Origin of the sequence: Paenibacillus harenae (assembly GCF_030812415.1) — a bacterium.
Taxonomy (GTDB): domain Bacteria; phylum Bacillota; class Bacilli; order Paenibacillales; family Paenibacillaceae; genus Pristimantibacillus; species Pristimantibacillus harenae_A.
In genome coordinates this window covers 342,979-364,733 of the sequence record NZ_JAUSST010000001.1, presented here as the reverse complement: position 1 = coordinate 364,733, position 21,755 = coordinate 342,979, and the positions used below count along the sequence as shown (strand labels likewise).

General features: G+C 52.1%; 26 protein-coding genes. 25 read left to right on the top strand and 1 reads right to left on the bottom strand.

All coding sequences use genetic code 11. From position 1 onward, the window contains the following. Positions 1 to 256 precede the first annotated feature (256 nt). The 20 genes from trpE (at position 257) to J2T14_RS01535 (ending at position 17,733) form a co-directional block, all read left to right on the top strand. The gene (gene trpE, locus J2T14_RS01630; protein ID WP_307467160.1) at positions 257 to 1,828 is read left to right on the top strand and encodes an anthranilate synthase component I; all 1,572 of its coding nucleotides are present in this window, start codon (positions 257 to 259) and stop codon (positions 1,826 to 1,828) included. Then, positions 1,828 to 2,880, top strand: coding sequence for an anthranilate phosphoribosyltransferase (gene trpD, locus J2T14_RS01625; RefSeq protein WP_307467157.1), 1,053 nt, complete (start codon positions 1,828 to 1,830; stop codon positions 2,878 to 2,880). The genes trpE and trpD overlap by 1 nt, the downstream gene beginning before the upstream one ends. Continuing rightward, positions 2,870 to 3,670 carry an indole-3-glycerol phosphate synthase TrpC gene (trpC, locus tag J2T14_RS01620; RefSeq protein WP_307467155.1) on the top strand — a complete coding sequence of 267 codons (801 nt, stop codon included), beginning with the start codon at positions 2,870 to 2,872 and terminating at the stop codon, positions 3,668 to 3,670. Before trpD ends, trpC begins: the two co-directional genes overlap by 11 nt. Then, positions 3,667 to 4,356 carry a phosphoribosylanthranilate isomerase gene (locus J2T14_RS01615; RefSeq protein ID WP_307467152.1) on the top strand — a complete coding sequence of 230 codons (690 nt, stop codon included), beginning with the start codon at positions 3,667 to 3,669 and terminating at the stop codon, positions 4,354 to 4,356. The genes trpC and J2T14_RS01615 overlap by 4 nt, the downstream gene beginning before the upstream one ends. Next, on the top strand, positions 4,353 to 5,558 hold the full coding sequence (trpB, locus tag J2T14_RS01610) for a tryptophan synthase subunit beta (protein ID WP_307467149.1): 1,206 nt from the start codon (positions 4,353 to 4,355) through the stop codon (positions 5,556 to 5,558). The genes J2T14_RS01615 and trpB overlap by 4 nt, the downstream gene beginning before the upstream one ends. Further along, the gene (gene trpA, locus J2T14_RS01605) at positions 5,545 to 6,351 is read left to right on the top strand and encodes a tryptophan synthase subunit alpha (RefSeq protein ID WP_307467146.1); all 807 of its coding nucleotides are present in this window, start codon (positions 5,545 to 5,547) and stop codon (positions 6,349 to 6,351) included. The genes trpB and trpA overlap by 14 nt, the downstream gene beginning before the upstream one ends. A 169-nt stretch (positions 6,352 to 6,520) precedes the next feature. Further along, positions 6,521 to 7,618: a histidinol-phosphate transaminase gene (hisC, locus tag J2T14_RS01600; protein ID WP_307467143.1), complete on the top strand. Its 1,098-nt coding sequence runs from the start codon at positions 6,521 to 6,523 to the stop codon at positions 7,616 to 7,618. Positions 7,619 to 7,622: 4 nt separating this feature from the next. Further along, on the top strand, positions 7,623 to 8,714 hold the full coding sequence (locus tag J2T14_RS01595; RefSeq protein ID WP_307467139.1) for a prephenate dehydrogenase: 1,092 nt from the start codon (positions 7,623 to 7,625) through the stop codon (positions 8,712 to 8,714). Between the two features lie 384 nt (positions 8,715 to 9,098). Continuing rightward, on the top strand, positions 9,099 to 9,695 hold the full coding sequence (locus J2T14_RS01590; RefSeq protein WP_307467137.1) for an RNA polymerase sigma factor: 597 nt from the start codon (positions 9,099 to 9,101) through the stop codon (positions 9,693 to 9,695). Beyond that, the gene (locus J2T14_RS01585) at positions 9,692 to 10,297 is read left to right on the top strand and encodes a hypothetical protein (protein ID WP_307201567.1); all 606 of its coding nucleotides are present in this window, start codon (positions 9,692 to 9,694) and stop codon (positions 10,295 to 10,297) included. The genes J2T14_RS01590 and J2T14_RS01585 overlap by 4 nt, the downstream gene beginning before the upstream one ends. A 62-nt stretch (positions 10,298 to 10,359) precedes the next feature. Continuing rightward, complete coding sequence (locus tag J2T14_RS01580; RefSeq protein WP_307467135.1) at positions 10,360 to 10,947, top strand: histidine phosphatase family protein; 588 nt, start codon at positions 10,360 to 10,362, stop codon at positions 10,945 to 10,947. Between the two features lie 191 nt (positions 10,948 to 11,138). Next, positions 11,139 to 12,305: a hypothetical protein gene (locus J2T14_RS01575; protein WP_307467133.1), complete on the top strand. Its 1,167-nt coding sequence runs from the start codon at positions 11,139 to 11,141 to the stop codon at positions 12,303 to 12,305. A gap of 78 nt (positions 12,306 to 12,383) precedes the next feature. Next, the gene (locus J2T14_RS01570) at positions 12,384 to 12,890 is read left to right on the top strand and encodes a gamma carbonic anhydrase family protein (protein WP_307467131.1); all 507 of its coding nucleotides are present in this window, start codon (positions 12,384 to 12,386) and stop codon (positions 12,888 to 12,890) included. A 22-nt stretch (positions 12,891 to 12,912) separates the two neighbouring features. Continuing rightward, a complete protein-coding gene (locus J2T14_RS01565) occupies positions 12,913 to 13,095 on the top strand; it encodes an IDEAL domain-containing protein (RefSeq protein WP_307467129.1) in 183 nt (60 codons plus the stop codon). A gap of 211 nt (positions 13,096 to 13,306) precedes the next feature. Next, positions 13,307 to 13,720, top strand: coding sequence for a DUF2487 family protein (locus tag J2T14_RS01560; protein WP_307467128.1), 414 nt, complete (start codon positions 13,307 to 13,309; stop codon positions 13,718 to 13,720). 251 nt (positions 13,721 to 13,971) lie between these two features. Next, entirely contained in the window at positions 13,972 to 14,505 is a 534-nt protein-coding gene (locus tag J2T14_RS01555) for a ubiquinol-cytochrome c reductase iron-sulfur subunit (protein WP_307201560.1), read from the top strand. A 16-nt stretch (positions 14,506 to 14,521) separates the two neighbouring features. Then, a complete protein-coding gene (qcrB, locus tag J2T14_RS01550) occupies positions 14,522 to 15,193 on the top strand; it encodes a menaquinol-cytochrome c reductase cytochrome b subunit (protein ID WP_307201559.1) in 672 nt (223 codons plus the stop codon). A 19-nt stretch (positions 15,194 to 15,212) separates the two neighbouring features. Beyond that, positions 15,213 to 16,085: a menaquinol-cytochrome c reductase cytochrome b/c subunit gene (locus J2T14_RS01545; protein WP_307201558.1), complete on the top strand. Its 873-nt coding sequence runs from the start codon at positions 15,213 to 15,215 to the stop codon at positions 16,083 to 16,085. A 102-nt stretch (positions 16,086 to 16,187) separates the two neighbouring features. After that, positions 16,188 to 16,820: a DUF1405 domain-containing protein gene (locus J2T14_RS01540; RefSeq protein ID WP_307467126.1), complete on the top strand. Its 633-nt coding sequence runs from the start codon at positions 16,188 to 16,190 to the stop codon at positions 16,818 to 16,820. A 43-nt stretch (positions 16,821 to 16,863) separates the two neighbouring features. After that, entirely contained in the window at positions 16,864 to 17,733 is an 870-nt protein-coding gene (locus J2T14_RS01535; RefSeq protein WP_307467123.1) for a sporulation protein YpjB, read from the top strand. A gap of 5 nt (positions 17,734 to 17,738) precedes the next feature. Here the strand turns inward: J2T14_RS01535 and J2T14_RS01530 are convergent, their stop codons facing one another. Next, the gene (locus J2T14_RS01530; RefSeq protein WP_307467120.1) at positions 17,739 to 18,602 is read right to left on the bottom strand and encodes a YitT family protein; all 864 of its coding nucleotides are present in this window, start codon (positions 18,600 to 18,602) and stop codon (positions 17,739 to 17,741) included. Positions 18,603 to 18,769: 167 nt separating this feature from the next. Here J2T14_RS01530 and J2T14_RS01525 point away from each other — a divergent pair, with 167 nt between their 5' ends. From J2T14_RS01525 to bshB1, 5 genes are read left to right on the top strand one after another with little or no spacing between them, the layout of a single operon-like run. Beyond that, positions 18,770 to 19,105: a nucleotide pyrophosphohydrolase gene (locus tag J2T14_RS01525; RefSeq protein WP_307201552.1), complete on the top strand. Its 336-nt coding sequence runs from the start codon at positions 18,770 to 18,772 to the stop codon at positions 19,103 to 19,105. 54 nt (positions 19,106 to 19,159) lie between these two features. Then, on the top strand, positions 19,160 to 19,705 hold the full coding sequence (locus J2T14_RS01520) for a tetratricopeptide repeat protein (protein ID WP_307467115.1): 546 nt from the start codon (positions 19,160 to 19,162) through the stop codon (positions 19,703 to 19,705). 5 nt (positions 19,706 to 19,710) lie between these two features. Next, positions 19,711 to 20,517, top strand: coding sequence for a 4-hydroxy-tetrahydrodipicolinate reductase (gene dapB / locus J2T14_RS01515; protein WP_307467113.1), 807 nt, complete (start codon positions 19,711 to 19,713; stop codon positions 20,515 to 20,517). A 30-nt stretch (positions 20,518 to 20,547) separates the two neighbouring features. After that, a complete protein-coding gene (locus J2T14_RS01510; RefSeq protein WP_307201546.1) occupies positions 20,548 to 20,970 on the top strand; it encodes a methylglyoxal synthase in 423 nt (140 codons plus the stop codon). Then, the gene (gene bshB1, locus J2T14_RS01505) at positions 20,967 to 21,683 is read left to right on the top strand and encodes a bacillithiol biosynthesis deacetylase BshB1 (RefSeq protein WP_307467111.1); all 717 of its coding nucleotides are present in this window, start codon (positions 20,967 to 20,969) and stop codon (positions 21,681 to 21,683) included. Before J2T14_RS01510 ends, bshB1 begins: the two co-directional genes overlap by 4 nt. The last annotated feature ends 72 nt before the right edge of the window (positions 21,684 to 21,755 follow it).

The window sequence follows — 21,755 nt, the reverse complement described above, 5'->3', positions numbered from 1 at the left end:
GCCGAGATGAGTCAAGAGCAGGTTAGAGAAGAGCGTCCCGAGGGGGACATAGGGGATTACCGTTATTTTGCTTACGCATAGCTCAGTGATTGTCGGGGCTGCTGCGTCATAGCGGAGCTGTATTTTCCTATAGTTGTAGTTGCTCTTTCGTCTGCACACTTTCGCTATCATCTACATTCAACGCTCCTGCTGCGGCAGGAGCTTTTTTATTTATTCAGCACTTCACACAACTCATCCCAAATGGAGGTCGTTCCCAATGTCTAACGAGCTGCAGCAAGTGACCCGTCTCGCCAGCCAATACAACCTGATCCCGATTGTGCGCTATATGATGGCCGACACGGAAACGCCGATCCGGCTGTTCCAACATTTCGCCAAGGAAGAGTATGCGTTTCTGCTGGAAAGCGTTGAGGGCGGCGTGAAGTGGGCGCGCCATTCGTTTATCGGCACCGATCCGTTCATGATGCTTTACGGTAAAAACGGGGAGATGGTGCTTGAGCATAACGGACAGAAGCAGACGCTGCGCGATAAGCCGATCGAGCTTCTCAAATCGCGGCTTCGTTCCTTCCGCAGTCCGGCTATTGCAGAGCTGCCTCCTTTCACGGGGGGAGCGATCGGATTTTTCGGTTACGATCTGCTTCAATATTACGAGAAGCTGCCTGCTCACCGTATCGATGACTTGCAAATGAACGACATGCAATTCATGTTCTGCGATCAAGTCATTGCATTCGACCATTTCAAGCAGCAGCTTCAAGTGATCGGCAACGTGCATGTGAAGGAAGGCTCTACGGATGAGGATATTGCGATCGCTTATGCGGCTGCGGTTGCCAAGATCGAAGCGACGATCGAGCGACTGAAGAAGCCGGCAGCGATACCGGTCACGACAGGCCAATCGATCTCCACCGACCATGAGCTCGGCGATATTCAGTCCAATGTGACGAAGGAGCAATTCATCGCTAATATCGAACATGCGAAAGAGTACATTCGAGCGGGCGATATTTTCCAAGTGGTCCTCTCGCAGCGCTTCAGCATTGAAACGGACATCGATCCGCTTCATGTATACCGCGTGTTGCGGACGATGAACCCTTCGCCGTATATGTACTACTTGAAAATGGGCGAGGAAGTCATCGTTGGCACATCGCCGGAAGCGCTTGTGAAAGTCAATGGCGACAAAGTAGAGACGAGACCTATTGCGGGAACAAGGCCGCGCGGCAAGACGCCGGAAGAGGATAAGGCGCTTGAGCTTGAATTGCTGGCCGACGAGAAAGAAAGGGCCGAGCATCTGATGCTTGTCGACCTTGGACGCAACGACATCGGGCGCGTATCGGAGTTCGGAACGGTCAAATGCGATTCATTCATGGAAATCGAGCGCTACTCGCATGTGATGCACATCGTCTCGAACGTATCCGGAAAGCTGCATAAGGACAAAGACTTCTTCGATGCCTTCGTTTCTTGTTTGCCGGCGGGAACCGTATCGGGCGCACCGAAGCTAAGGGCGATGGAAATCATCGCGGAGCTGGAGAACGAAGCGCGCGGCGCTTATGCGGGAGCGATCGGATACTTGGGCTTCGGCGGAACGATGGATACTTGCATTACGATTCGGACGATTATATTCAAGCACGGCAAAGCGTACGTTCAGGCTGGAGCGGGAATCGTATGGGATTCTGTGCCCGAGAGCGAATATATGGAGACGGTCAACAAAGCGAAGGCAATGCTGAAGGCAATTCGCGCAGCGGAAGCGATATTCGCGAAGCCGACCGGCAAAGACGACCCGTATCGATCGGTAAATACCGATTACGACGTGAAAGCGAGAGAGGAGTTGACTCGGTAATGACGCGGCAAACGGAGATATATACGATGCAGCAAGCGCTGCGTTCATTGATTGAGGGAAACGATCTAACTCGCGAGCAAGCGAGATCCGTCATGAGCATCATTATGAACGGGGAAGCGACGCCGGCCCAGATCGCAGGCGTCGCCACGGCAATGCGAATAAAGGGCGAGACGAGGGACGAGATCACGGGCTTCGCCGAGGTGATGCGTTCGCTTTCGAGCCATGTTCGCACCGAGCAAGAAGGACTTCTCGACACTTGCGGTACGGGCGGTTCCGGCATTCATAAATTCAATATCTCAACAGCTTCCTCGATAATAGCCGCGGCATCGGGCATTCGAGTTGCGAAGCATGGCAACCGCGCGATGTCGGGCAAGACTGGAAGCGCCGATGTGCTTGAAGCGCTAGGCGTTCAAATTACGCTTTCGCCTGAGCAAGCAGCCGCTTGTTTGGAGCAGATCGGCATTTGCTTTATGTTCGCGCAGCTCTATCATCCATCGCTTCGTCATGCGGCAGCGCCTCGCCGCGAGCTTGGCATTCGGACCATCTTCAATATGCTGGGTCCGCTAACGAATCCGGCTGGCGCAGATCGCCAGCTGCTCGGCCTCTATGACCGCTCGCGTACATCGACGGTAGCCGAAGTGATGAGGGATCTAGGTTTGAAGCGCGCGCTAGTCGTAAGCAGCCATGACGGTCTGGACGAGATCAGCATCTCCGCACCGACGCAAATATCGGAATTGAAGGATGGCGTCGTTCGTACGTTCGATCTAACGCCGGATGACATCGGACTGAAGCGCTGGCCGATCGAGAGCGTGATGGGCGGAGAGCCTGCCGTCAACGCGGCCCTTATCCGTTCCATATTCGCCGGCGAGGAGCGCGGGGCATACCGCGATATCGTGCTCGCGAACGCAGGAGCATGCATCTACGTGGGAGGACTTGCCGAATCGCTGCGCGAAGGCGCGGCCATTGCGGCAGACGTGATCGATTCGGGCAAAGCAGAGCGCAAGCTCGAACAGTTAATTCAAACGACGGGAGAGCTGGCTCATGTTTCTTGATAAAATAGTAGCAACGAAAAAAGCGGAGGTCGATGCGCTCTCCGCGCAGTTTTCACTGAACGACTATGAGAAGCAGATTGCTGCGCTTCCAAGCTGCAAAGGTTTCGAGCTGGCATTGACTGCCGGCGTGCGCAACCGTTCAATGGGGCTTATCGCCGAAGTGAAGAAGGCATCTCCTTCGAAAGGTCTTATTCGCCCGGACTTTAATCCGACCGAGCTTGCTCAAGCTTATGAATCGGCAGGAGCGGATTGCATTTCGGTATTGACCGATCGCGATTACTTCCAAGGTGCAAATGAATATTTAAGCGCTGTCCGCTCGGTTGTCGGATTGCCTTTGCTGCGCAAAGATTTTACAATCGACTTTCGTCAAGTATACGAGGCTCGCGTTATCGGAGCTGACGCCATATTGCTGATTGCAGCCATTCTGACAAAGGAGAAGCTCGGAGAGCTCCATGATATCGCGAAGTCGATTGGCCTTGATGTTCTCGTTGAGGTGCATAACCGCGAAGAGCTGGAGCTTGTGCTGGAGCTGGATAAAGCGAAGCTGATCGGCATCAACAATCGCGACCTGAAATCCTTCGTTACCGATCTCCGCACGACGGAAGAGCTTATCGGCATGATGCCGAAAGACGTAACGGTCATTAGCGAGAGCGGTATCGCGGGCAGAGCGGATCTGGATTATTTGCAGTCCGTTGGAGCACATGGCGTATTGATAGGCGAGCATTTCATGCGCCATGACGATGTTGCCGGTTCGGTCCGGGATCTGATGGGAGCGGTGACTGCCCGATGACGCAGCAAGCGGCGCCCCGCATTAAGATTTGCGGCCTTAAGGACATCGAAACGATTGAAGCGATGGACGGATTGCCGATCAACGAGATCGGCTTCGTCTTCGCGAAGAGCAAGCGGCAGGTGACGCCGGAGACGGCTGCAACGTTGATCGAGGCGGCGAACCGTTTAGCGGCAAGAGGCGGCAATCGGCCGAATGCGGCAGGCGTGTTCGTCGATCCTACGCTAGAGGAGCTTGAAGACATACTCGCAGTGGCGCCGCTCGATATCGTGCAGCTGCATGGTAACGAGTCGCCCGGATTTTGCCAAATGGTCAAGGATCGTTTTCAAGTGCAAGTATGGAAGGCGCTTGGCATGAAACCTGCCGAACATACGGAAGCCGCGGAGCCGCAATCGGCCGTGCTGCGCATAACCCCCTTTAAAGGGGGCGTTGACGCCATACTAATCGATTCTGCCGGCGGCGGGACAGGACATACGTTCGATTGGGAGACGATCAAGGAGTACCTTGTTGCCGCCCGTTCAATTAAACTGCCGCTGTATGTTGCCGGAGGGCTTCATGCGGATAATGTGCAAGAGCTGCTGAACGTTTACGCTCCGGATGGAATAGATGTATCGAGCGGAGTCGAGACAGAGGGACGTAAGGATATTCAGAAAATCCGATTATTCGTTAGAAAGGTGATGGAAGCATGATACACGTACCAGACGAGAACGGCCGCTTCGGCAAATTCGGCGGCCGCTTCGTTCCGGAGACGCTTATGAACGCGTTGCTGGAGCTAGAAGAAGCTTACTTGCATTATTCGAAGGATGCGCAATTCCAAGAAGAGGTTCGGTATCTTCTGCACAAATATTCGGGTAGACCGACATCGCTGTACTACGCGGAGCGACTAAGCGAGCATCTTGGCGGGGCGAAAATTTATTTGAAGCGCGAAGATCTTAACCATACGGGCGCGCATAAAATCAACAACACGATCGGACAAGGACTGCTTGCGAAGCGGATGGGCAAGTCGAAGATCATTGCCGAGACCGGAGCGGGACAGCATGGCGTCGCGTCGGCGACCGTAGCCGCATTGCTCGGACTGGAATGCAAAGTGTTTATGGGCGAAGAGGATATGAAGCGCCAGCAGCTTAACGTATTCCGCATGCAGCTTCTCGGCTCCGAAGTTGTTCCCGTACTCTCAGGTACGCGTACGCTCAAGGATGCTTGCAACGAGACGCTTCGCTACTGGGTAAGCCATGTAGACGATACGTACTATATACTCGGTTCGGTAACCGGGCCTCATCCGTACCCGATGATGGTACGCGATTTCCAACGGATTATCGGCGACGAAGCGCGCGAGCAGATCGTGATGGATGAAGGCAGATTGCCGGATTACGTCGTTGCCGCTGTCGGCGGAGGAAGCAATGCGATGGGTATTTTCTATCCGTTCATTGGCGATGAGAGCGTGAAGCTGCTGGGCGTTGAAGCGGCAGGACGCGGCGTGGAGACCGAGGAGCATGCGGCAACGATGACGAAGGGCCGCCATGGCGTATTCCAGGGGTCGCTAAGCTACGTGCTGCAGGACGAGCATGGACAAGTGCAGCCGGCCCATTCCATCTCGGCTGGACTTGACTATCCAGGCATCGGACCCGAGCACGCCTACTTGAAAGATTCCGGACGTGCGGAGTATGTGCCGATCACGGACGCCGAAGCGCTTGAGGCGCTTCAATTGCTGTCGCGTACGGAGGGCATTATTCCGGCACTTGAGTCCTCGCATGCGATTGCTCAGACGATGAAGCTTGCTCCGACGCTTGACAAAGACAAAGTGATTGTCGTAAGCCTCTCCGGGCGCGGGGACAAAGACGTAGAAGCGATTATGGGTTACTTGGGAGGTACGCCGAATGAATCTCATTGATAACGTATTTGCGAAGCTGAAGAGCGAAGGGCGTACGGCGCTTATCCCTTTCTTGACGATAGGCGATCCTGATCTGGCGACCTCGGTAACGATGTTGAAGACGCTTGAGGATGCTGGAGCGGATATGATTGAGCTTGGCGTTCCGTATTCCGATCCGCTCGCTGACGGTCCTGTCATTCAGCGCGCCTCCGAGCGTGCGCTGCGGAACCGCATTACGCTGGTGGATTGCATTCACGTTGCCGAGCAAGCAAGAGAAGCAGGCGTGAAGCTGCCTTTCATCCTGTTTACTTATTTCAATCCAGTGCTTCAATACGGACTAGACCGCTTCTTCGAGCTCGTTCGGAGCAAAGGCATCAGCGGGCTTATTATTCCCGATCTGCCGATCGAGGAAGACGAGGAAGTGCGCGCGCTCGCGGAAGCGGCTGACGTGCATCTCATTCCGCTAGTTGCGCCAACGTCCAAAGATCGCGTCGTTCGTATCTCCCGCAAGGCGAGAGGATTCGTCTATTGCGTATCCTCGCTTGGCGTAACGGGCGTGCGAGCCGACTTCCATAGCGGCATCGACGACTTCCTTGCCACTGTTCGAGAGGCGACGGACTTGCCGATCGCCGTTGGCTTCGGCATCTCCAGCCGCGAGCAGGTCGAGCGCTTCGAGAAGCAAGTTGACGGCGTCGTCGTGGGCAGCGCTATCGTGCGGACGATAGAAAATGCGCTGCCGCTCCTTGCGGATGCAGCGAGGCGTGAAGAAGGACTGCGCAAGATCGGTGACTTCGTGTCGCAGCTTAGAGGTTAGAACTATATTGATATCCCGGAGCCTTCTGCAGATGATGCAGGAGGCTCTTTAATGAAATATAAGGCTTTGTCTCTTCCCTTGTTTAAAACTCTTTTAAACCTTTCAAAGATATGAGACAATGGATGACAGCAAATAGACTATAGTCCATATCCAAAGAGGTGAACGGCGCATGCAGCCAAAAAGCAATATTCTTCATCTTCCCGTTTATCAACCCGGCAAGCCGATCGAAGACGTGAAGAGAGAGCTCGGTCTACAAGAGGTTATTAAGCTGGCTTCGAATGAAAATCCGTTCGGAGCTTCTCCGAAAGCGAAAGCGGCGGCGATCGCGGAGTTGGATCAAGTTAGCATTTATCCCGACGGCGCAAGCGTGGAGCTGGCCGAGGCGCTTGCCGGCCATCTCGGCGTGAGGCCGAATCAGATCATATTCGGGACGGGCTCCAGCGATGTCATACTCATGCTTGCCAGAGCGTTCATCGTTCCGGGCGACGAAACCATCATGGCTAACGAAACCTTCTCCCAATATAAACATAATGTCGAGATCGAGAGCGCGAATATCGTGGAAGTGCCGCTTAAGGATGGCAAGCATGATCTGAATGCGATGCTCGCGAAGGTGACAAGCCGTACGAAGCTGTTGTGGGTATGCAATCCGAACAACCCGACGGGAACGATCGTTACGAATGACGAGCTGACGGCATTCCTGAAGCAAGTGCCTAGCCACGTGCTTGTCGTGCTGGACGAAGCCTATTGCGAGTTTGTCGACGATCCGGCATTCCCGGACGGCATGAAGCTGCTGCATGAGTATCCGAACCTGATCGTACTTCGCACGTTTTCGAAAATATACGGCCTATCATCGCTTCGAATCGGCTATGGCGTGGGACAGCCCGAAACGATCGGCTTCATTAATCAAGTAAGAGAACCGTTCAATACGTCGCGCATGGCTCAAGCTGCGGCTAAGGCAGCGCTTGGCGACCAAGAGCATGTCGCTTACTGCAGAGAGCAGAATAATCGCGGCATTGCCTACATGACGGGCGAACTGGAGCGTCTCGGGCTGCCTTATTTCCCGGCATACGGCAACTTCGTCATGTTCGACTCGAAGCGTCCGTCGCAAGAAGTGTTCGACGCGCTGCTTCGCAAAGGCATTATCTCGAGACCTCGCTGGGCCAATTATCCGACTTATGTCCGTATTTCGGTAGGGACGCAGGAGCAGAACGAGAAGTTTATTGCAGCTTTGGAGCAAGTATTGCAGGAATCGGCGGTGCGAAAATAAATTTATGACAACGGTTGCGATTTTTGGCGTCGGTCTGATCGGAGGGTCTATCGCTCTCTGTCTGAAAGGAAAGCCGGACATGAAAGTGATCGGTTATTCCAACCGGCAATCCTCGGTAGAGAAATACATGCAGCGCGGCGTTGTCGATTATGCGACGACCTCGAAGCGGGAGGCTGCAGAGCAAGCAGACTTTATTATTCTGTGCGTTCCGGTGGGCAACCTGGAAGAGTACTTAATTGAACTGAGCACATTTAACTTGAAGTCGGGCTGCATCATTACGGATGTAGGGAGCACGAAGGCGTCGGTTGCGGCATGCGCACGCTCGCTTGACCTCGGTGAGGCTGTTTTCATTGGCGGTCATCCGATGGCGGGCTCGGAACGTTCGGGGGTAGAGGCGGCATCAGGCTATTTGCTAGAAAATGCCTATTACGTTCTGACACCGGACGACGATGCGCCTCCAGTCGCCGTGGAGAAGCTGAAGGAGCTGCTTAGCCATACGAAGGCGAATATCGTCATCGTCGATTCGGTCGAACATGACGAGATCGTAGGGGCGATCAGTCATCTGCCGCATATGATCGCCGTAGCGCTTGTCAATCAAGTACGCAGCTATAACGAGGGCAATGGCTTATATGAATCGCTTGCCGCAGGAGGCTTCCGCGATATTACGCGGATTGCCTCGAGCGATCCGGTCGTATGGCGCGATATCTTAGTGAACAACCGCGGCGTGCTGCTGCAGCTTCTGCGCGATTGGAGCATGGAGACGAGCAAGTTCGCCGACATGCTGGAACAATCAGACGGCGACTCGATCGAAGAGGCTTTCCGTACGGCAAGGGAATTCCGCGGCAAAATGCCGGAGCGTCGCAAAGGCATCATTCATTCGACATTCGATTGTTACGTAGACGTTCCGGATACGCCGGGCATTATCGGCAAGATCGCCAGCGAGCTTGGCAATAAGCGAATTAATCTAAGCAATATGCATATTATCGAGAGCAGGGAAGACGTGCCGGGTATTCTTCGGCTGTCGTTCCGCGATCAGGAAAATTTGGATCAAGCGATTGAGCAGCTCACCGCGAGCGGTTATGACGTGCACCTCTAAGGTGCACGTTTTTTCTCAGCAAAAACGCTTACAAAAAATATTCAATAAAAATGAAAGCGCTTATTGACAAACTGGAAGCGTATACATATAATAAAAGTACAGTATGGTTTCTCTCCACTCCTATCCAAATCATTCGCACGATGTGCGGACCACCTTTTATAAGGTGGTTATTTTTTTTGCCCTGTTTTATGCAGCCAATGATAATTTATGGAATTTTATCCTTTTGTCGAAAGAAGCAGGATTTTAGCTTTGGAACTCGAATTGTACTAATACTCGTATTACATAGAATTTTTTGTGATAACACCGCAACTTTTCATTGTCCGGCAGGTACAATACCTATGTATCGTCCGGGAATAATCCGCAGGTGGAGGAGGTTCGCCTGTCATGACTGATTCCCAATTAATACGCGAGATCAAGGATGGCAACGTCGAGCTCTACTCCGAGCTAATGCGGCGTTATCAACGTAAAATACTAGCGTTCATCTACCATATGCTGAAGAGCGCCAAGCTCGAGCTGATGGCAGAGGACTTATGTTCCGAATCCTTTTACAAAGCGTACCGCAGCCTTCATTCCTTTCGGGAAATGGATGCTTCTTTTTCGACATGGCTATATACAATCGCACGCAATACGGTTCTTAGCGAGCTTCGCAAGCAGAAGGCGGCGAGCGTCTCGCTCGACGAGTCGGGCTTTGAGCCGATTGCGGCGCTGGATGCCGCGCCGGAGCAGCATGTACTCCGCAATGAGCGGATGGCGATGGTGCGCGAGGCGATCAATAATTTGCCGGAGAAGCAGCGCTCTGCGCTTATTCTTCGTGAATACGAGCAGCTCGATTATCAGGAAATCGCGAGTATTCTCGGTCAAACGGTCAGTTCCGTGAAATCGCTGCTGTTTCGCGCGAGGTCCAGCGTGAAGACGCAGCTCGAGCCTTATTTCGGGCAGTCGCCGATTTTAGAGGAATTCGAAGGGATGAATACAAGATGAAGTGCATCGATGCCCAAACTATTTTCGGACAATATTGGGAGTTATCCGAAGACGATGCTGAGCGCGGAGCATTAAACCGTCATCTGATGGAATGCGAATCATGTGCGGAGCAGTTCCGTCTCTGGGAAGAGAGCGAAGAGCTGATTCGCATATTATCGGAAGAGGAAGACTTCATTGGACCGTCCGAGCATGTAAATCGGGGCGTAATGGAGCGCATCTACGCGGAGCAATCCTGGCTGATGCCTGTAGCCCACAAGAGTTATCATTTCACGCGGTCATTCCGCCGCAATATCGCTATTGTCGTCGCTGCATGCTTGGCCATGTTCGCTAGCGCCTTTTTCGTTTTTGTATTCGATCAAGACGGAGGGACGCAGCAAGCCCAGATTGCGGAGTTGTCGGGTCAGATCGAGACGGCTAACGCATCCGGCGATACGATGAAGATTAATGCGGGCTTCTATGCAGAAGTGCCCGTGGCTAGCATTAGCGATCCGTTCGTGCTTCAGATCGTTCCATCATTTCCGCAATATTACGTCGCGTTGTCCTTGCTTGGCATCATTATGACGCTCCTTATTTTGAACTGGCTGTCACGGACGAGAAATTGAGAAAAACTCCTACCGGAGTACTTCGCGGGAATAGAAAAATGCGGATAGGGAGGTAACATCCCTTGCTTATTGGGTTTGTACGGCATGGTCAGACCGATTGGAACGCGCTTGGCAGAATACAAGGCCAGACCGATACGCCATTGAACGGGAATGGCATCAAGCAAGCAGATGCTCTGGCGGAGCGTCTCCGCGGCGAAACGAAAATGTGGGATCTTGTCGTGTCGAGCGATCTGCAGCGGGCGTATACGACTGCGAAGATCATTGCCGATAGGCTTGAAATTCCTTTGGCTGCGGGAGACGGCAGGCTGCGCGAGCGCTGCTTCGGTGAAGCCGAAGGGTTGACGAAGGAAGAGCGGGTAACGCGTTGGGGCGATGATTGGGACACTGCTGCAATCGGCATAGAGACGGATGCCCAAATGATGGAGAGAGGTCTTAGCGCTTTGAAGGAGCTAAGTATTCAATACGGGAATCGCAATGTGCTGATCGTCTCCCATGGCAGTTTCCTTGCCTTGCTGCTTCAGGAGCTATGTTCCGGACTTGGCGACGAGCGGCTGGGCAATCTATCATATTCCATACTCGAATATAAGGACGGCAATTGGACTCCGCTGCTTCATAATTGCACGAGACATCTTGGGCCGGACCTGGAATAGAAGGAAGTCGCTTCATCTCTATCGATGAGGAGGCTTCTTTTTTTTGTTCGGACAACGCCGTCATCACGTTTTAAATGAAGCAGATTAACCCATAATGGTTATAAATGACGCTAATTCACACTCAGTAAGCTTACGTAAGAGGCGCGGCTCAGACAGGCAAGTTGTCCGCGTCAGGCAGAAAGGAGAGAGCGATGAATTTATCGGATATGCTAGGATACGCTGATATACAGCAGCTCAGCAGAATTGCAGACGTATACCGCTGCGAGTGCAACGGACACTCCAAAAACGAGTTGATTCAATCCATTCTCTCTACGGTAAGTCGAAACGATGTATTTGAAGCGCAGATCGGCACGATGAAGATGGAGGATTTGCGATTCCTCAACTCCCTGCTATTCGAAGCGCGAAGCTCCTACAGTCTCGAGGATCTTATAGCCCGCGTGCAGCATGCGAGATTTGGCGACGAAGACATTCGCGAGGAGTCTGCTCCGCCGCCAAAAGCGAAGCGTTCCAAGAAGAAGGCCGAACCGGAGCCTAAGCAGCTTAGCCCTCGCGACATAATCGCGAAATTCAAGCATCAAGGCTGGCTATTCAACGGCTTCAGCGGACCGAATCGTTATTTGTTTCAGGTACCTAACGATCTGAAGTCGCGATTCCGCGAGACGTTAAGACGGAAATTCGCCGCCGAGCTGAAGTACACGGAGGAGCCTCCCGTATACCGTGACGAACAAATGCTGATGCAGGATGATATCCGGCAGTTTCTCCATTATGCGTATCACAACGAAATTCAATTGACGTCGGACGGCTCGATGTACAAGCGGTTCTCTATCCAGCTGCTTGAACGTTTCGGCATCAGGGAGGAGCTTCCGGGCAAAGGGGAATGGCGATTCGGCTACGGCAAGCATTTCAACCATTACCCGAACCGCATGTCGTATTTGTACGACTTCTGCCATCACGCTAAGTACATAAGCGAACAGCAGGCCGTGCTGGCGGTAACGACTTCCGGTCAAGAGCGGATCGCGGCAAAGCCTCCTCAAGGCGAAGCGGAGGATATGTATCGCTACTGGCTGAAGCTGTACAAGAGTCCCATTCCGAATCTGCTGTCCCTGGTGCATTGGATCCATGCCTTGTCCGAGGAATGGGTAACGGTGCAATCGCTCCGTCAGGTGCTTATTCCGTATATCAAGCCGTACTATTACGACGGGGCGGATACGATATTGGAGCAGCGGATTATAATGATGATGGTGCATCTTGGGCTGCTGCGGCTGGGCGAGCATCCTGAGCATGGAACGGTTGTGCGCATGACGAAGGCCGGCAGAGCTATCGTATCGGGCATATCGCTCGCCGAACCGGTCGTTTGAACGCCTTCTCGTCGATTTGACTTTCAAATAACGAATTGGTAGGATCTCTCTACTTGAATGTATGGGAGATGAAACAGGATGTTGTTGCCTTACAAAGGGATTATGCCGTCGGTAAAGGAGCAAGTCTATATCGCGGAAGGCGCCAAAATAATAGGCGATGTGAGCTTAGGCCATCAAAGCACCGTTTGGTTCAACGCCGTATTGCGAGGCGACCTGGCTCCGATCCGAATCGGAAGCAGCTGCAATATCCAGGACAGCGTTATCGGTCATGTGAATACGGATCAGCCGCTTGTTTTGGACGACGAAGTGTCCGTCGGACACGGGGCGATCATACACGGCTGCACGATAGGCAAAGGCACTTTAATTGGAATGGGGGCAATCGTACTTAACGGCGCAGACATCGGTGAATATGCTTTAGTAGGAGCCGGTTCGATTGTTACGGAGAACAAAAAAATACCATCCTATACGCTATCACTCGGATCACCCGCCAAAGTCGTAAGGGAACTAACAGATGACGATTTGCAGCGCATGAGAAGGACGATGGAGAGCTATGTGACGAAAGGTATAGAATATAGGATCTCTTAACGCCGGTTTGGAGGTGTATCCTATGGACAAAATGAAGGTAGCGTATGAAGCAATGCTCGGCCTTGCGGCGGAACTAGTGTTGGACGATGCTGTACTGAAGTTTCAAACGAAGCAAATTCACGAGGCTATCGATAAGGCGCTGGCAGCTGGCGACGAGGATACGTTTTACCGTCTTGCGAAACAATTGAATGCATTAAAACGATAATCGCGACTGTCGCTCGACTCTGCAGTCGTTGGAAACGCATTAATAAGAAGCTTCCTAGTACGCGTAACGGGGCATGATGCCCGGCTGTATGCGGAACGGAAGCTTTTTTTGACGGACACGCTTTGCAATAGGCGCATTTGGGGTTAACATAGAGCAAGCGTTATACATACGATTACGTTTGGGATTCAAACGAGGTTAGGAGCGGAATGACATGAAGTTTAGCGAAATCGAGAAGGAACAATGGGACGAGCTGCGACCATACCTGGACACATGCCTTCTGCCCGTAACGGGCATGGATGGGTCGGAGCAGCCTTACGAAGCGACAGAATGGCTGGAGCGTCTACGCGATATAATGGATCTGGTCGAAATACCGTTCAAGGGGCGAGTGGTAACTTATCCGGCATGCCATTATGTGACCTCGTCCGGATCATTCTCGGAAAGTTTGAACGCCATGTGCGTTGCTCTTAAGCGCTCCGGTTTCAAATATGTCGTACTTGTGTCGGCCAATCCTTCGCTTGATCTGGGCTGCGAGGCAGCGGATTTATGGATTCGCCCGGACGAGAAAGGGAATATCCCTGAGCAGGCGTTCGTTTCTCATGAAATTCGGTTATTATGGCAATCTTAGTCGGAATCATGCTGCCATTGGCATTTTGTATAATAGAATCGGGTTTTGGGGAAAACTTATGGCAGACAAGGTCAAATGTGACAAAATGATAACAAATTAATGAACGGCATTTTGTTAGACGCTCAAATATCAAGCCATATTCTTGACGCTCCCAAGCACCTAGGCTATTATAAGTTATGTCCTAGTTCGTCATGTGTTTTGCCGTGCGGCAAGACGCGAGATATGGTTGGCAAAGGGGGTTAGAACAGAAGATGAGTAACCACGAACAACACGAGACCGCGCATCGACCGGTTCAGCGCAAAGAAATGTCCCGGCGTCAATTTTTGTCATATACGCTCGGCGGCACGACTGCATTTATGATGGGCGGCGCGGTATTGCCAATGGTCCGTTTTGCAGTGGACCCGCTCCTTGTGAAGAAGGGCGAAGGCACTTATGTCAAAGTTGTTGAAGAAAGCAAAATTACAAATGAACCGCAAGAATTCAAATTCAAAATCCATCAAGTCGATGGATGGTACGTGAGCGATCCGGAGCTAGCGGCTTGGATCTCCAAGGATGACAACGGTACGATATTTGCGCTTTCGCCAGTGTGCAAGCATTTGGGCTGCACGATCGGCTGGAATACGAAAGGTCTAAACGAATATGATTGTCCTTGTCATGACGCGCGTTACACGAAGGACGGTAAGAACATTACCGTAGCACCGAACCCGTTGGATGAATACGAAGTGAAGCTTGAGGACGGATTTGTTTATCTCGGTCCGGTTAAGCCGAACTCGCGGATGAGTTAAGGAGGGCGTATGTTAGATGTTTAAAAGTGTGTACAACTGGATCGACGAACGTCTAGATATTACGCCGCTTTGGAGAGACGTTGCGGACCACGAGGTGCCCGAGCACGTTAACCCGGCTCATCATTTCTCCGCTTTCGTATACTGCTTTGGCGGTTTGACGTTCTTCATCACTGTAATTCAAATTTTGTCCGGCATGTTCCTTACGATGTATTATGTTCCGGACATTATCAATGCTTATGCCAGCGTTGACTACTTGCAGCATAAGGTTGCATTCGGACAAATCGTCCGAGGCATGCATCACTTCGGCGCAAGCTTAGTTATCGTCATGATGTTCCTACATACCCTGCGTGTATTCTTTACCGGTTCTTACAAAGCGCCGCGCGAAATGAACTGGGTAGTCGGAATGCTAATTTTCTTCATTATGTTGGGTTTGGGCTTCACGGGCTACCTGTTGCCTTGGGATAACAAAGCTTACTTCGCAACTAAAGTTGGTGTTCAGATCGCTGAATCCGTTCCGTATATCGGGCCGTATATCGCATCGTTCCTATACGGCGGCGACATCGTAGGCGCTCAGACGTTGACACGCTTCTTCGCTATCCACGTGTTCTTCCTGCCTGGCGCATTGATCGCCATGCTTGCAGCCCACTTCTTGATGATACGGAAGCAAGGTATTTCTGGACCACTTTAAGCGAAGGGAGGATTCTATTATGGCGCATGGTCATAAATCGAACGAGAAAGTCGTCTACGTAGGCGATTCTCGTGTTAAGAAGAGCAACCATCCGAACATACCGCCGGACTATACTTCTTTCCCGGGAAAGTCGGAAGCGTTTATTCCGAACTTCCTGCTTAAAGAATGGATGGTCGGCTGCGTTGTTTTGGTCGGATTTCTAGTATGGACAATTGCTGAGCCGGCTCCGCTGGGTTACCCTGCGGACCCGACGAACGCGGCCTTTATTCCGATGCCGGACTGGTACTTCCTGTTCCTGTATCAATTCCTTAAATACCCTTATGTATCGCAGGACTATATCGTTCTTGGTACGATCGGTATACCGGGCGTCATGTTCGGCGCATTGCTGCTTGCCCCTTTCCTCGACACGGGCAAGGAACGCCGCTTCTATCGCCGTCCGATCGCATCGTCGCTTATGGGTCTTACGTTGATCGCATGTATTTACTTGACGGTCGTATCGTGGGATCACTATCAGCACCAGCTCGAGATCAACGGACAAGTTCCGGAGCATCACGAGCGCGAGGAGAAAGCTCGCGAGGCCGCCGAGAAGGGCGAGGAAAGACCGAATTACACCAAACCTGCCGAAGAGGTTTCCCTCATCGACGCGAACGATCCGGCTATGGATATCGCGAAGCAAGCTCAATGTATCGGCTGTCATGCCGCCGACCTGAAAGGCCAAGGCAATGCGCCTAGCCTGGTTCGCGTTGGCGATGAGCACACGAAAGAAGAGCTTGCCGAGATTATAACGAACGGCAAGGGCACTGGTATGCCGCCTTTCAAAGAATCGTTGTCGGCGGAAGAAATCGATCAACTGGCAACATGGTTGTCCAAACAGAAGACGCCAGCCGAATAGTATATGCAAGTGAATGAACCTGATCGTGTTAAACGATCAGGTTTTTTTCTAGAAACGAATGGCTCTTGGGCTTATTTATTTTTCAATAAGGAGCATTTGAACATGGGTAATCCATCGGTATGGAATAGCTCGAACTTGCTGTATCGTCCTTTTCTGTGGCTGCTCTTCTGGGTCAACCTGCTCGGAACGATATACGGCTACATCTGGTATGAAAGCCAGCTCATCTACACTTCCGAAAACTTCGACTTCTGGTTATTGGTGTTCGTACCCGACAGTCCAACGGCCAGCTTGTTCTTCACATTGGCGCTGCTCTATTTACTCTTCCCGCCGAAGAGCGCATCGCGGCTAGTTGCAGGTGGACGAGTTATGATAGAAGCGCTTGCCGTCGTATGCTCCGTGAAGTATGGCATTTGGGCGGTGGCGATGATCGTCGCTGGCGCTTGGCAAGGGGATCAGCTTGAATGGACGCATTATATGCTCATAGCTTCGCATCTTGGGATGGCGGTTGAGGCTTTGCTGTATTTCCGATATATGAAAGCCGGTCTTATCGCTTTGCTTATCGGTGCAGGATGGCTGCTGCTTAACGATACGATTGATTATTCGTATAGTGTCTTCCCATGGCTGGCCGATGAGCTGGAAGACGACATTCCTGCCGTGCGCGCCTTTACTTACGGGTTGTCGATCTTCAGCTTCGTTGCAGCACTGCTTGTCTGGCGGTTCAGAAAGAAGGTCTAACGCTTGTCTCCTCCTCATAGAATGAAGCTATGGGGGGATGTCCATGAAGATACGGATTGTAATTCCATTCGTCTTATGTATCGTCATGACGATCGGTTCGGCCGGCGCGGTATGGGGCAATGCCATATTTGGTCCTAGCGGCTATTCGACGATAACGGGCTCGAAGGCGGGAATGCTCGCCAGCCTGGACGAGGCAGCCGCATTATTGTATGAAGCAGCTTATACGAATAACCGCCAAGCCGGGTTTCTAAGGCTGCAGCAGTTCAATAATATAGCAAAGAAAGCTCCAGCGACTGGAGCAGGCACGCCTGCTGGCTGGGCAGCGATAAACGAGTCCGTCGCTCATATTGAGAGGGCGCTCGTTAACGGTGAGGCGGGTTCGGGTTGGCTAATGGCCTCCTCGCGCATTAAGCTGTCTACCGATGCTTTGGTGCGGCCTGAGCATGCGTTATGGCTTCAATATGAGAGCGTATTGCTTCATGATTGGACGAGGGTGCAGCAATCGTGGAAGCGGACGACGGAGGACGGGGCGCTTGCGGCGAGCGCAGCCATGGATAGCTTGAACGAGCATCTGAATCGTATTGAAGTTGCCGCGTCCATGCAATACGGCAATTCCGCAGTTGATGAAGCTCTCATTCGGGCCAAATATACAGGGCTGCTGTTGGACGGCATTACGTATGCGGGGGCAAACGGAGAGCGGGTTGACAGGTCGCTGGAAGCGCTGCGATCGAAGCTTGTGCAATTGTTCGATGAAGGACGCGAGACGGCGGATATGCCGGTCGTTGCTCCGACGGCAACAACGAATCCGATCAGCTGGGCGCTGTTTCTTGGAACGATCATCTGTGCCGTTCTAACGTATACAGGATGGCGAAAGTATCAGCGTTCACCATACGGGACTAAGCCTTTGCATTAAACGATTCATTCTTCCTTGAATCCTTCGCCAAGCACGTCATGAACGTCATTAATAACGATAAAAGCACGTGGGTCGATATTGCGTACGATTTGTTTCAAACGGCGGGTTTCCTGCCTTTGGACGACGCAATAGACGACCTCTTTTTGTTGTCCGGAGTAAGCACCCTTCGCCGGGAGCAGCGTTACGCCACGATCGAGGTCATTTGTGATCTGCCGGGCAATTGCAGCGCCTTCGTCGGATATAATCGAGAACGCCTTCGCCGAGTATGCCCCGTCTTGGATGAAGTCGATTAGGCGGGAAGCGATGAACACGACGACGAGCGTATAAAGCACTTTCTCAACGGAAATAAAAACGATGGAGATGCCGATGATAATCGCGTCCAGCGTCAAAATGATTTGTCCCATGCTGATCCCTTTCCGGCGGGTGATGACGCGGGCAATGATGTCTGCTCCGCCTGTCGTCCCTCCGAAGCGGAATACGATTCCAAGGCCGGCGCCAAGCGTTACGCCCGCATAGAGCGCGGCCAGCATGAAGTCTTGAGAAGTCTGCAGCGGCGTTAACCAGCCGTTATGAATGAATTGTTCCATTAAGGCAAGGCAACCGGAGAGGGAAAGTGTCCCTAGCAAAGTATAGATCATCTGCGCCCGGCCGAGCATTTTCCATCCGAACGCGAATAAAGGGATATTTATCGCAAGCGTAGTGATGGATAGAGGCCATCCGACGGCGTAGTTTAACAAGACGGCAATGCCCGTAACGCCGCCCTCCATTAACCGGTTAGGAATGACGAAATAATGCAACCCGAATGCGTAAATGGCTGTGCCGATGATGATCGGCAGGATGATTTTCAATTGCTGCAGCACTTGTTTCATATAATGTCTCCTTAACGGCATGCGAATTGGATGATGGTAGCTGTAGTATGCCTCTATTTCAATAATCAAAAAACATTGATTTTCATGAACGACATACGTTAACATAGAAACGTGTATGGAATAAGGACATTTATGCAAGCAGCTAAGATAGAAAGGAATTTGAGACGATGTCAGACAAATCGTTGAAGGATATACAAGGCGAAGTAGACGTTTATATTTCGCAGTTCAAGGAAGGGTACTTCAGTCCGCTCGCGCTTATGGCTAGAATGTCCGAGGAAGTGGGCGAGCTCGCAAGGGAAATCAACCACTTTTACGGCGAGAAGCCGAAGAAGGCGGACGAGGCCGATAATTCGGTCGAAATGGAGCTTGGCGACATCTTGTTCCTGCTTTCTTGCTTCGCCAATTCGCTGGGCATCGACTTGACCGAAGCTCACGACAAGGTGATGCATAAGTTCGCAACGCGCGACGCCGATCGGTGGACGAAGAAAACGACCGAACTGTAAACAAGCTCCTTACATATGCTGTACCATCAACCTGTGTACAAGGAGGATGGGCGGATGGACGGAGAGAGCTGCATCAAGAAAGCTTATGAATTCATCCTTAACAGCGATTTCGAGCAAGCCATATATTGGTTTGAGCGAGCGATAGAAGTAGAGCCACACAATGCGAGTTATCATCATAAATGCGCGATTTCTTGCTCGCGCAGCGGCAAATGGACGAAGGCGAAGCAATACGCGGACAGCGCGCTTGCGCTTGAGCCGGACAATGCCGAATTTAGATTCCACTTGCAGACGGTTGAATCCAAGCTGCTGCTGACCGAAGCAAAGCTGCTGCTACTGAACGATCCGAATAAACCCAATGAGGCGATCGTACTGCTTATTGAAGCAACAAGGCTGGATCCTCTCTGCTTTGAAGCCTTCTATACATTAGGTGTCGTTTACTCTTCATTGGGCAGGTTTGATGAAGCTGTAGCGAGCGCAAGGGAGGCGCTGCGGCTAGAACCGGAACATTCGTCCGCTCGGACGCTGTTCGCCGATGTCAGCCGCAAGCGGCGATTGGAACGGCTTGGGAACGGCGGAACGAAACGAAAAAGGAACAGGTGATTGCGATGTCGACTGAAAAAATAAACGTTGCCGTAGTAGGCGCAAGCGGCCGAATGGGCCGCGAGGTTGTTAAAATGGTGCTGGAGGATGAGACGCTGCGGCTCGTCGCGGCCGTCGCTCCTTCGGCAGGTCCTGTAGACGCGGGCATATTCGCAGGAAGACGCGAGACTGGGGTTACCGTAAGCGCAACATTAGAGGAGGCGCTGGCAAGCGCGCAAGCCGATGTTCTCGTCGACTTCACCGTACCGCAAGCGGCTTACGGCAATACGAAGACCTCGATTCTGAGCGGAGTTCGTCCGATTATCGGCACAACGGGGTTTACGCCTGAGCAGATCGTGGAGTTGGACGAGCTTTGCAAGGAGATGGGCATCGGAGGCTTGATTGCACCTAACTTCTCGATCGGTGCTATACTGATGATGAAGTTCGCCGCACAAGCTTCGAAATATATGCCTCATGTCGAAATTATCGAATATCACGGCGATCAGAAGCTGGACGCGCCGTCGGGTACTTCGATCAAGACGGCCGAGCTGATCTCGCAAGCGAGACAAGAGCTCCGCCAAGGCAATCCGAAGGAAGAGGAAACGATTGAAGGAGCACGCGGCGGCTATTACAACGGATTCCGCATACATAGCGTCAGGCTTCCCGGCGTATTCGCGCAGCAGGAAGTCATCTTCGGCGGTCATGGACAAACGCTCAAGATTCGCCACGATTCTTACGACCGCGCCGGCTATATGCCAGGCGTCAATGTCGCCGTGAAGAAGGTTATGACTTACAGCGGCTTGATCTACGGTTTCGAGCATATTATGGATTAATGAGATAGCGCAGCGGGAGAGGGGAACGGCATGTTAAAGATCGCATTTATCGCACATGATCGCAAGAAAGAAGAAATGGTTAATTTCGTAATCGCGTATGAGCATGTATTTGTCCCTCATCAATTATATTCGACCGGCACGACCGGCACTCGCATTATGGAGCAGACAAAGCTTAACATTCATCGCTTTAGGTCTGGACCGCTTGGCGGCGACCAGCAGATTGGCGCTCTCGTTGCGGATAATGAAATGGATTTGATCGTTTTCTTACGCGATCCGTTAATGGCGCAGCCTCACGAGCCGGATATCATCGCATTGCTTCGTCTGTGCGATGTTCAGGGAATCCCGGTTGCGACGAATATCGCAACGGCTGAGCTTCTTGTGAAGGCATTGGAACGCGGAGACTTTGCATGGAGAGAGCTTGTACATAAATACAAGCCGGAGGAAACGCAATGATCGAGAGGACAGCGCGTTCGGAGTCATTGGATATACTCGTATTCGGAGCTCACGCGGACGATGCGGAGATCGGAATGGGCGGCACGATCGCGAAGCATGCGCTGGCCGGCCAGCGCGTTGGCGTATGTGATTTGACTCGTGCGGAAATGTCCTCTAACGGCACCGTAGAGCTGAGGCAGCAAGAAGCTGCCAATGCTTCTACGGTGCTTGGTCTATCCGCACGAACGAATTTGGGCTTGCCTGATCGGGGTCTTGGGGGCACGAAAGAGCAGATTGAACGAATCGTGGCGGAAATCCGGTATTTCCGTCCTCGTATCGTCTTTGCGCCTTATTGGGTAGACCGCCATCCGGATCATGTCAATTGCAGCCGCTTGATTGAAGAAGCGGTATTCAACTCGAAGCTGCGCCGCTATATGCCGGGGCTTCCTCCGGTTCAAGTCGAACAATTGATTTATTATTATATAAACGATGTGGAGCAAGTATCGCTTGTCGTAGACGTCAGCGAGCATTATGATTTGAAACGTCAATCGCTGCTTGCCTATCGTTCACAATTCATGAAAGCTACGGCTGGCGAAGATCGCGTATCAACGCCGCTGACGAATAGGTATGTGGAACGGGTTGAAGCAAGGGATTCCTTGCTCGGACAAGCGCGCGGCTGGGCGTACGCGGAAGGGTTCGCGATCAAACGCCCGCATGCCGTAACGTTATTTTAAAGTCATAGACAAATCGTACAGCTCTTGTAGAATACAATAACGGATAGACACTTGCACAGGAGGTGCGACAAA

Bases quoted from the DNA above. Each gene is read 5' to 3' on its own strand.
- trpE (WP_307467160.1), top strand. From the start codon at position 257: ATGTCTAACGAGCTGCAGCAAGTGACCCGTCTCGCCAGCCAATACAAC.
- trpD (WP_307467157.1), top strand. From the start codon at position 1,828: ATGACGCGGCAAACGGAGATATATACGATGCAGCAAGCGCTGCGTTCA.
- trpC (WP_307467155.1), top strand. From the start codon at position 2,870: ATGTTTCTTGATAAAATAGTAGCAACGAAAAAAGCGGAGGTCGATGCG.
- J2T14_RS01615 (WP_307467152.1), top strand. From the start codon at position 3,667: ATGACGCAGCAAGCGGCGCCCCGCATTAAGATTTGCGGCCTTAAGGAC.
- trpB (WP_307467149.1), top strand. From the start codon at position 4,353: ATGATACACGTACCAGACGAGAACGGCCGCTTCGGCAAATTCGGCGGC.
- trpA (WP_307467146.1), top strand. From the start codon at position 5,545: ATGAATCTCATTGATAACGTATTTGCGAAGCTGAAGAGCGAAGGGCGT.
- hisC (WP_307467143.1), top strand. From the start codon at position 6,521: ATGCAGCCAAAAAGCAATATTCTTCATCTTCCCGTTTATCAACCCGGC.
- J2T14_RS01595 (WP_307467139.1), top strand. From the start codon at position 7,623: ATGACAACGGTTGCGATTTTTGGCGTCGGTCTGATCGGAGGGTCTATC.
- J2T14_RS01590 (WP_307467137.1), top strand. From the start codon at position 9,099: ATGACTGATTCCCAATTAATACGCGAGATCAAGGATGGCAACGTCGAG.
- J2T14_RS01585 (WP_307201567.1), top strand. From the start codon at position 9,692: ATGAAGTGCATCGATGCCCAAACTATTTTCGGACAATATTGGGAGTTA.
- J2T14_RS01575 (WP_307467133.1), top strand. From the start codon at position 11,139: ATGAATTTATCGGATATGCTAGGATACGCTGATATACAGCAGCTCAGC.
- J2T14_RS01570 (WP_307467131.1), top strand. From the start codon at position 12,384: ATGTTGTTGCCTTACAAAGGGATTATGCCGTCGGTAAAGGAGCAAGTC.
- J2T14_RS01565 (WP_307467129.1), top strand. From the start codon at position 12,913: ATGGACAAAATGAAGGTAGCGTATGAAGCAATGCTCGGCCTTGCGGCG.
- J2T14_RS01560 (WP_307467128.1), top strand. From the start codon at position 13,307: ATGAAGTTTAGCGAAATCGAGAAGGAACAATGGGACGAGCTGCGACCA.
- J2T14_RS01555 (WP_307201560.1), top strand. From the start codon at position 13,972: ATGAGTAACCACGAACAACACGAGACCGCGCATCGACCGGTTCAGCGC.
- qcrB (WP_307201559.1), top strand. From the start codon at position 14,522: ATGTTTAAAAGTGTGTACAACTGGATCGACGAACGTCTAGATATTACG.
- J2T14_RS01545 (WP_307201558.1), top strand. From the start codon at position 15,213: ATGGCGCATGGTCATAAATCGAACGAGAAAGTCGTCTACGTAGGCGAT.
- J2T14_RS01540 (WP_307467126.1), top strand. From the start codon at position 16,188: ATGGGTAATCCATCGGTATGGAATAGCTCGAACTTGCTGTATCGTCCT.
- J2T14_RS01535 (WP_307467123.1), top strand. From the start codon at position 16,864: ATGAAGATACGGATTGTAATTCCATTCGTCTTATGTATCGTCATGACG.
- J2T14_RS01530 (WP_307467120.1), bottom strand. From the start codon at position 18,602: ATGAAACAAGTGCTGCAGCAATTGAAAATCATCCTGCCGATCATCATC.
- J2T14_RS01525 (WP_307201552.1), top strand. From the start codon at position 18,770: ATGTCAGACAAATCGTTGAAGGATATACAAGGCGAAGTAGACGTTTAT.
- J2T14_RS01520 (WP_307467115.1), top strand. From the start codon at position 19,160: ATGGACGGAGAGAGCTGCATCAAGAAAGCTTATGAATTCATCCTTAAC.
- dapB (WP_307467113.1), top strand. From the start codon at position 19,711: ATGTCGACTGAAAAAATAAACGTTGCCGTAGTAGGCGCAAGCGGCCGA.
- J2T14_RS01510 (WP_307201546.1), top strand. From the start codon at position 20,548: ATGTTAAAGATCGCATTTATCGCACATGATCGCAAGAAAGAAGAAATG.
- bshB1 (WP_307467111.1), top strand. From the start codon at position 20,967: ATGATCGAGAGGACAGCGCGTTCGGAGTCATTGGATATACTCGTATTC.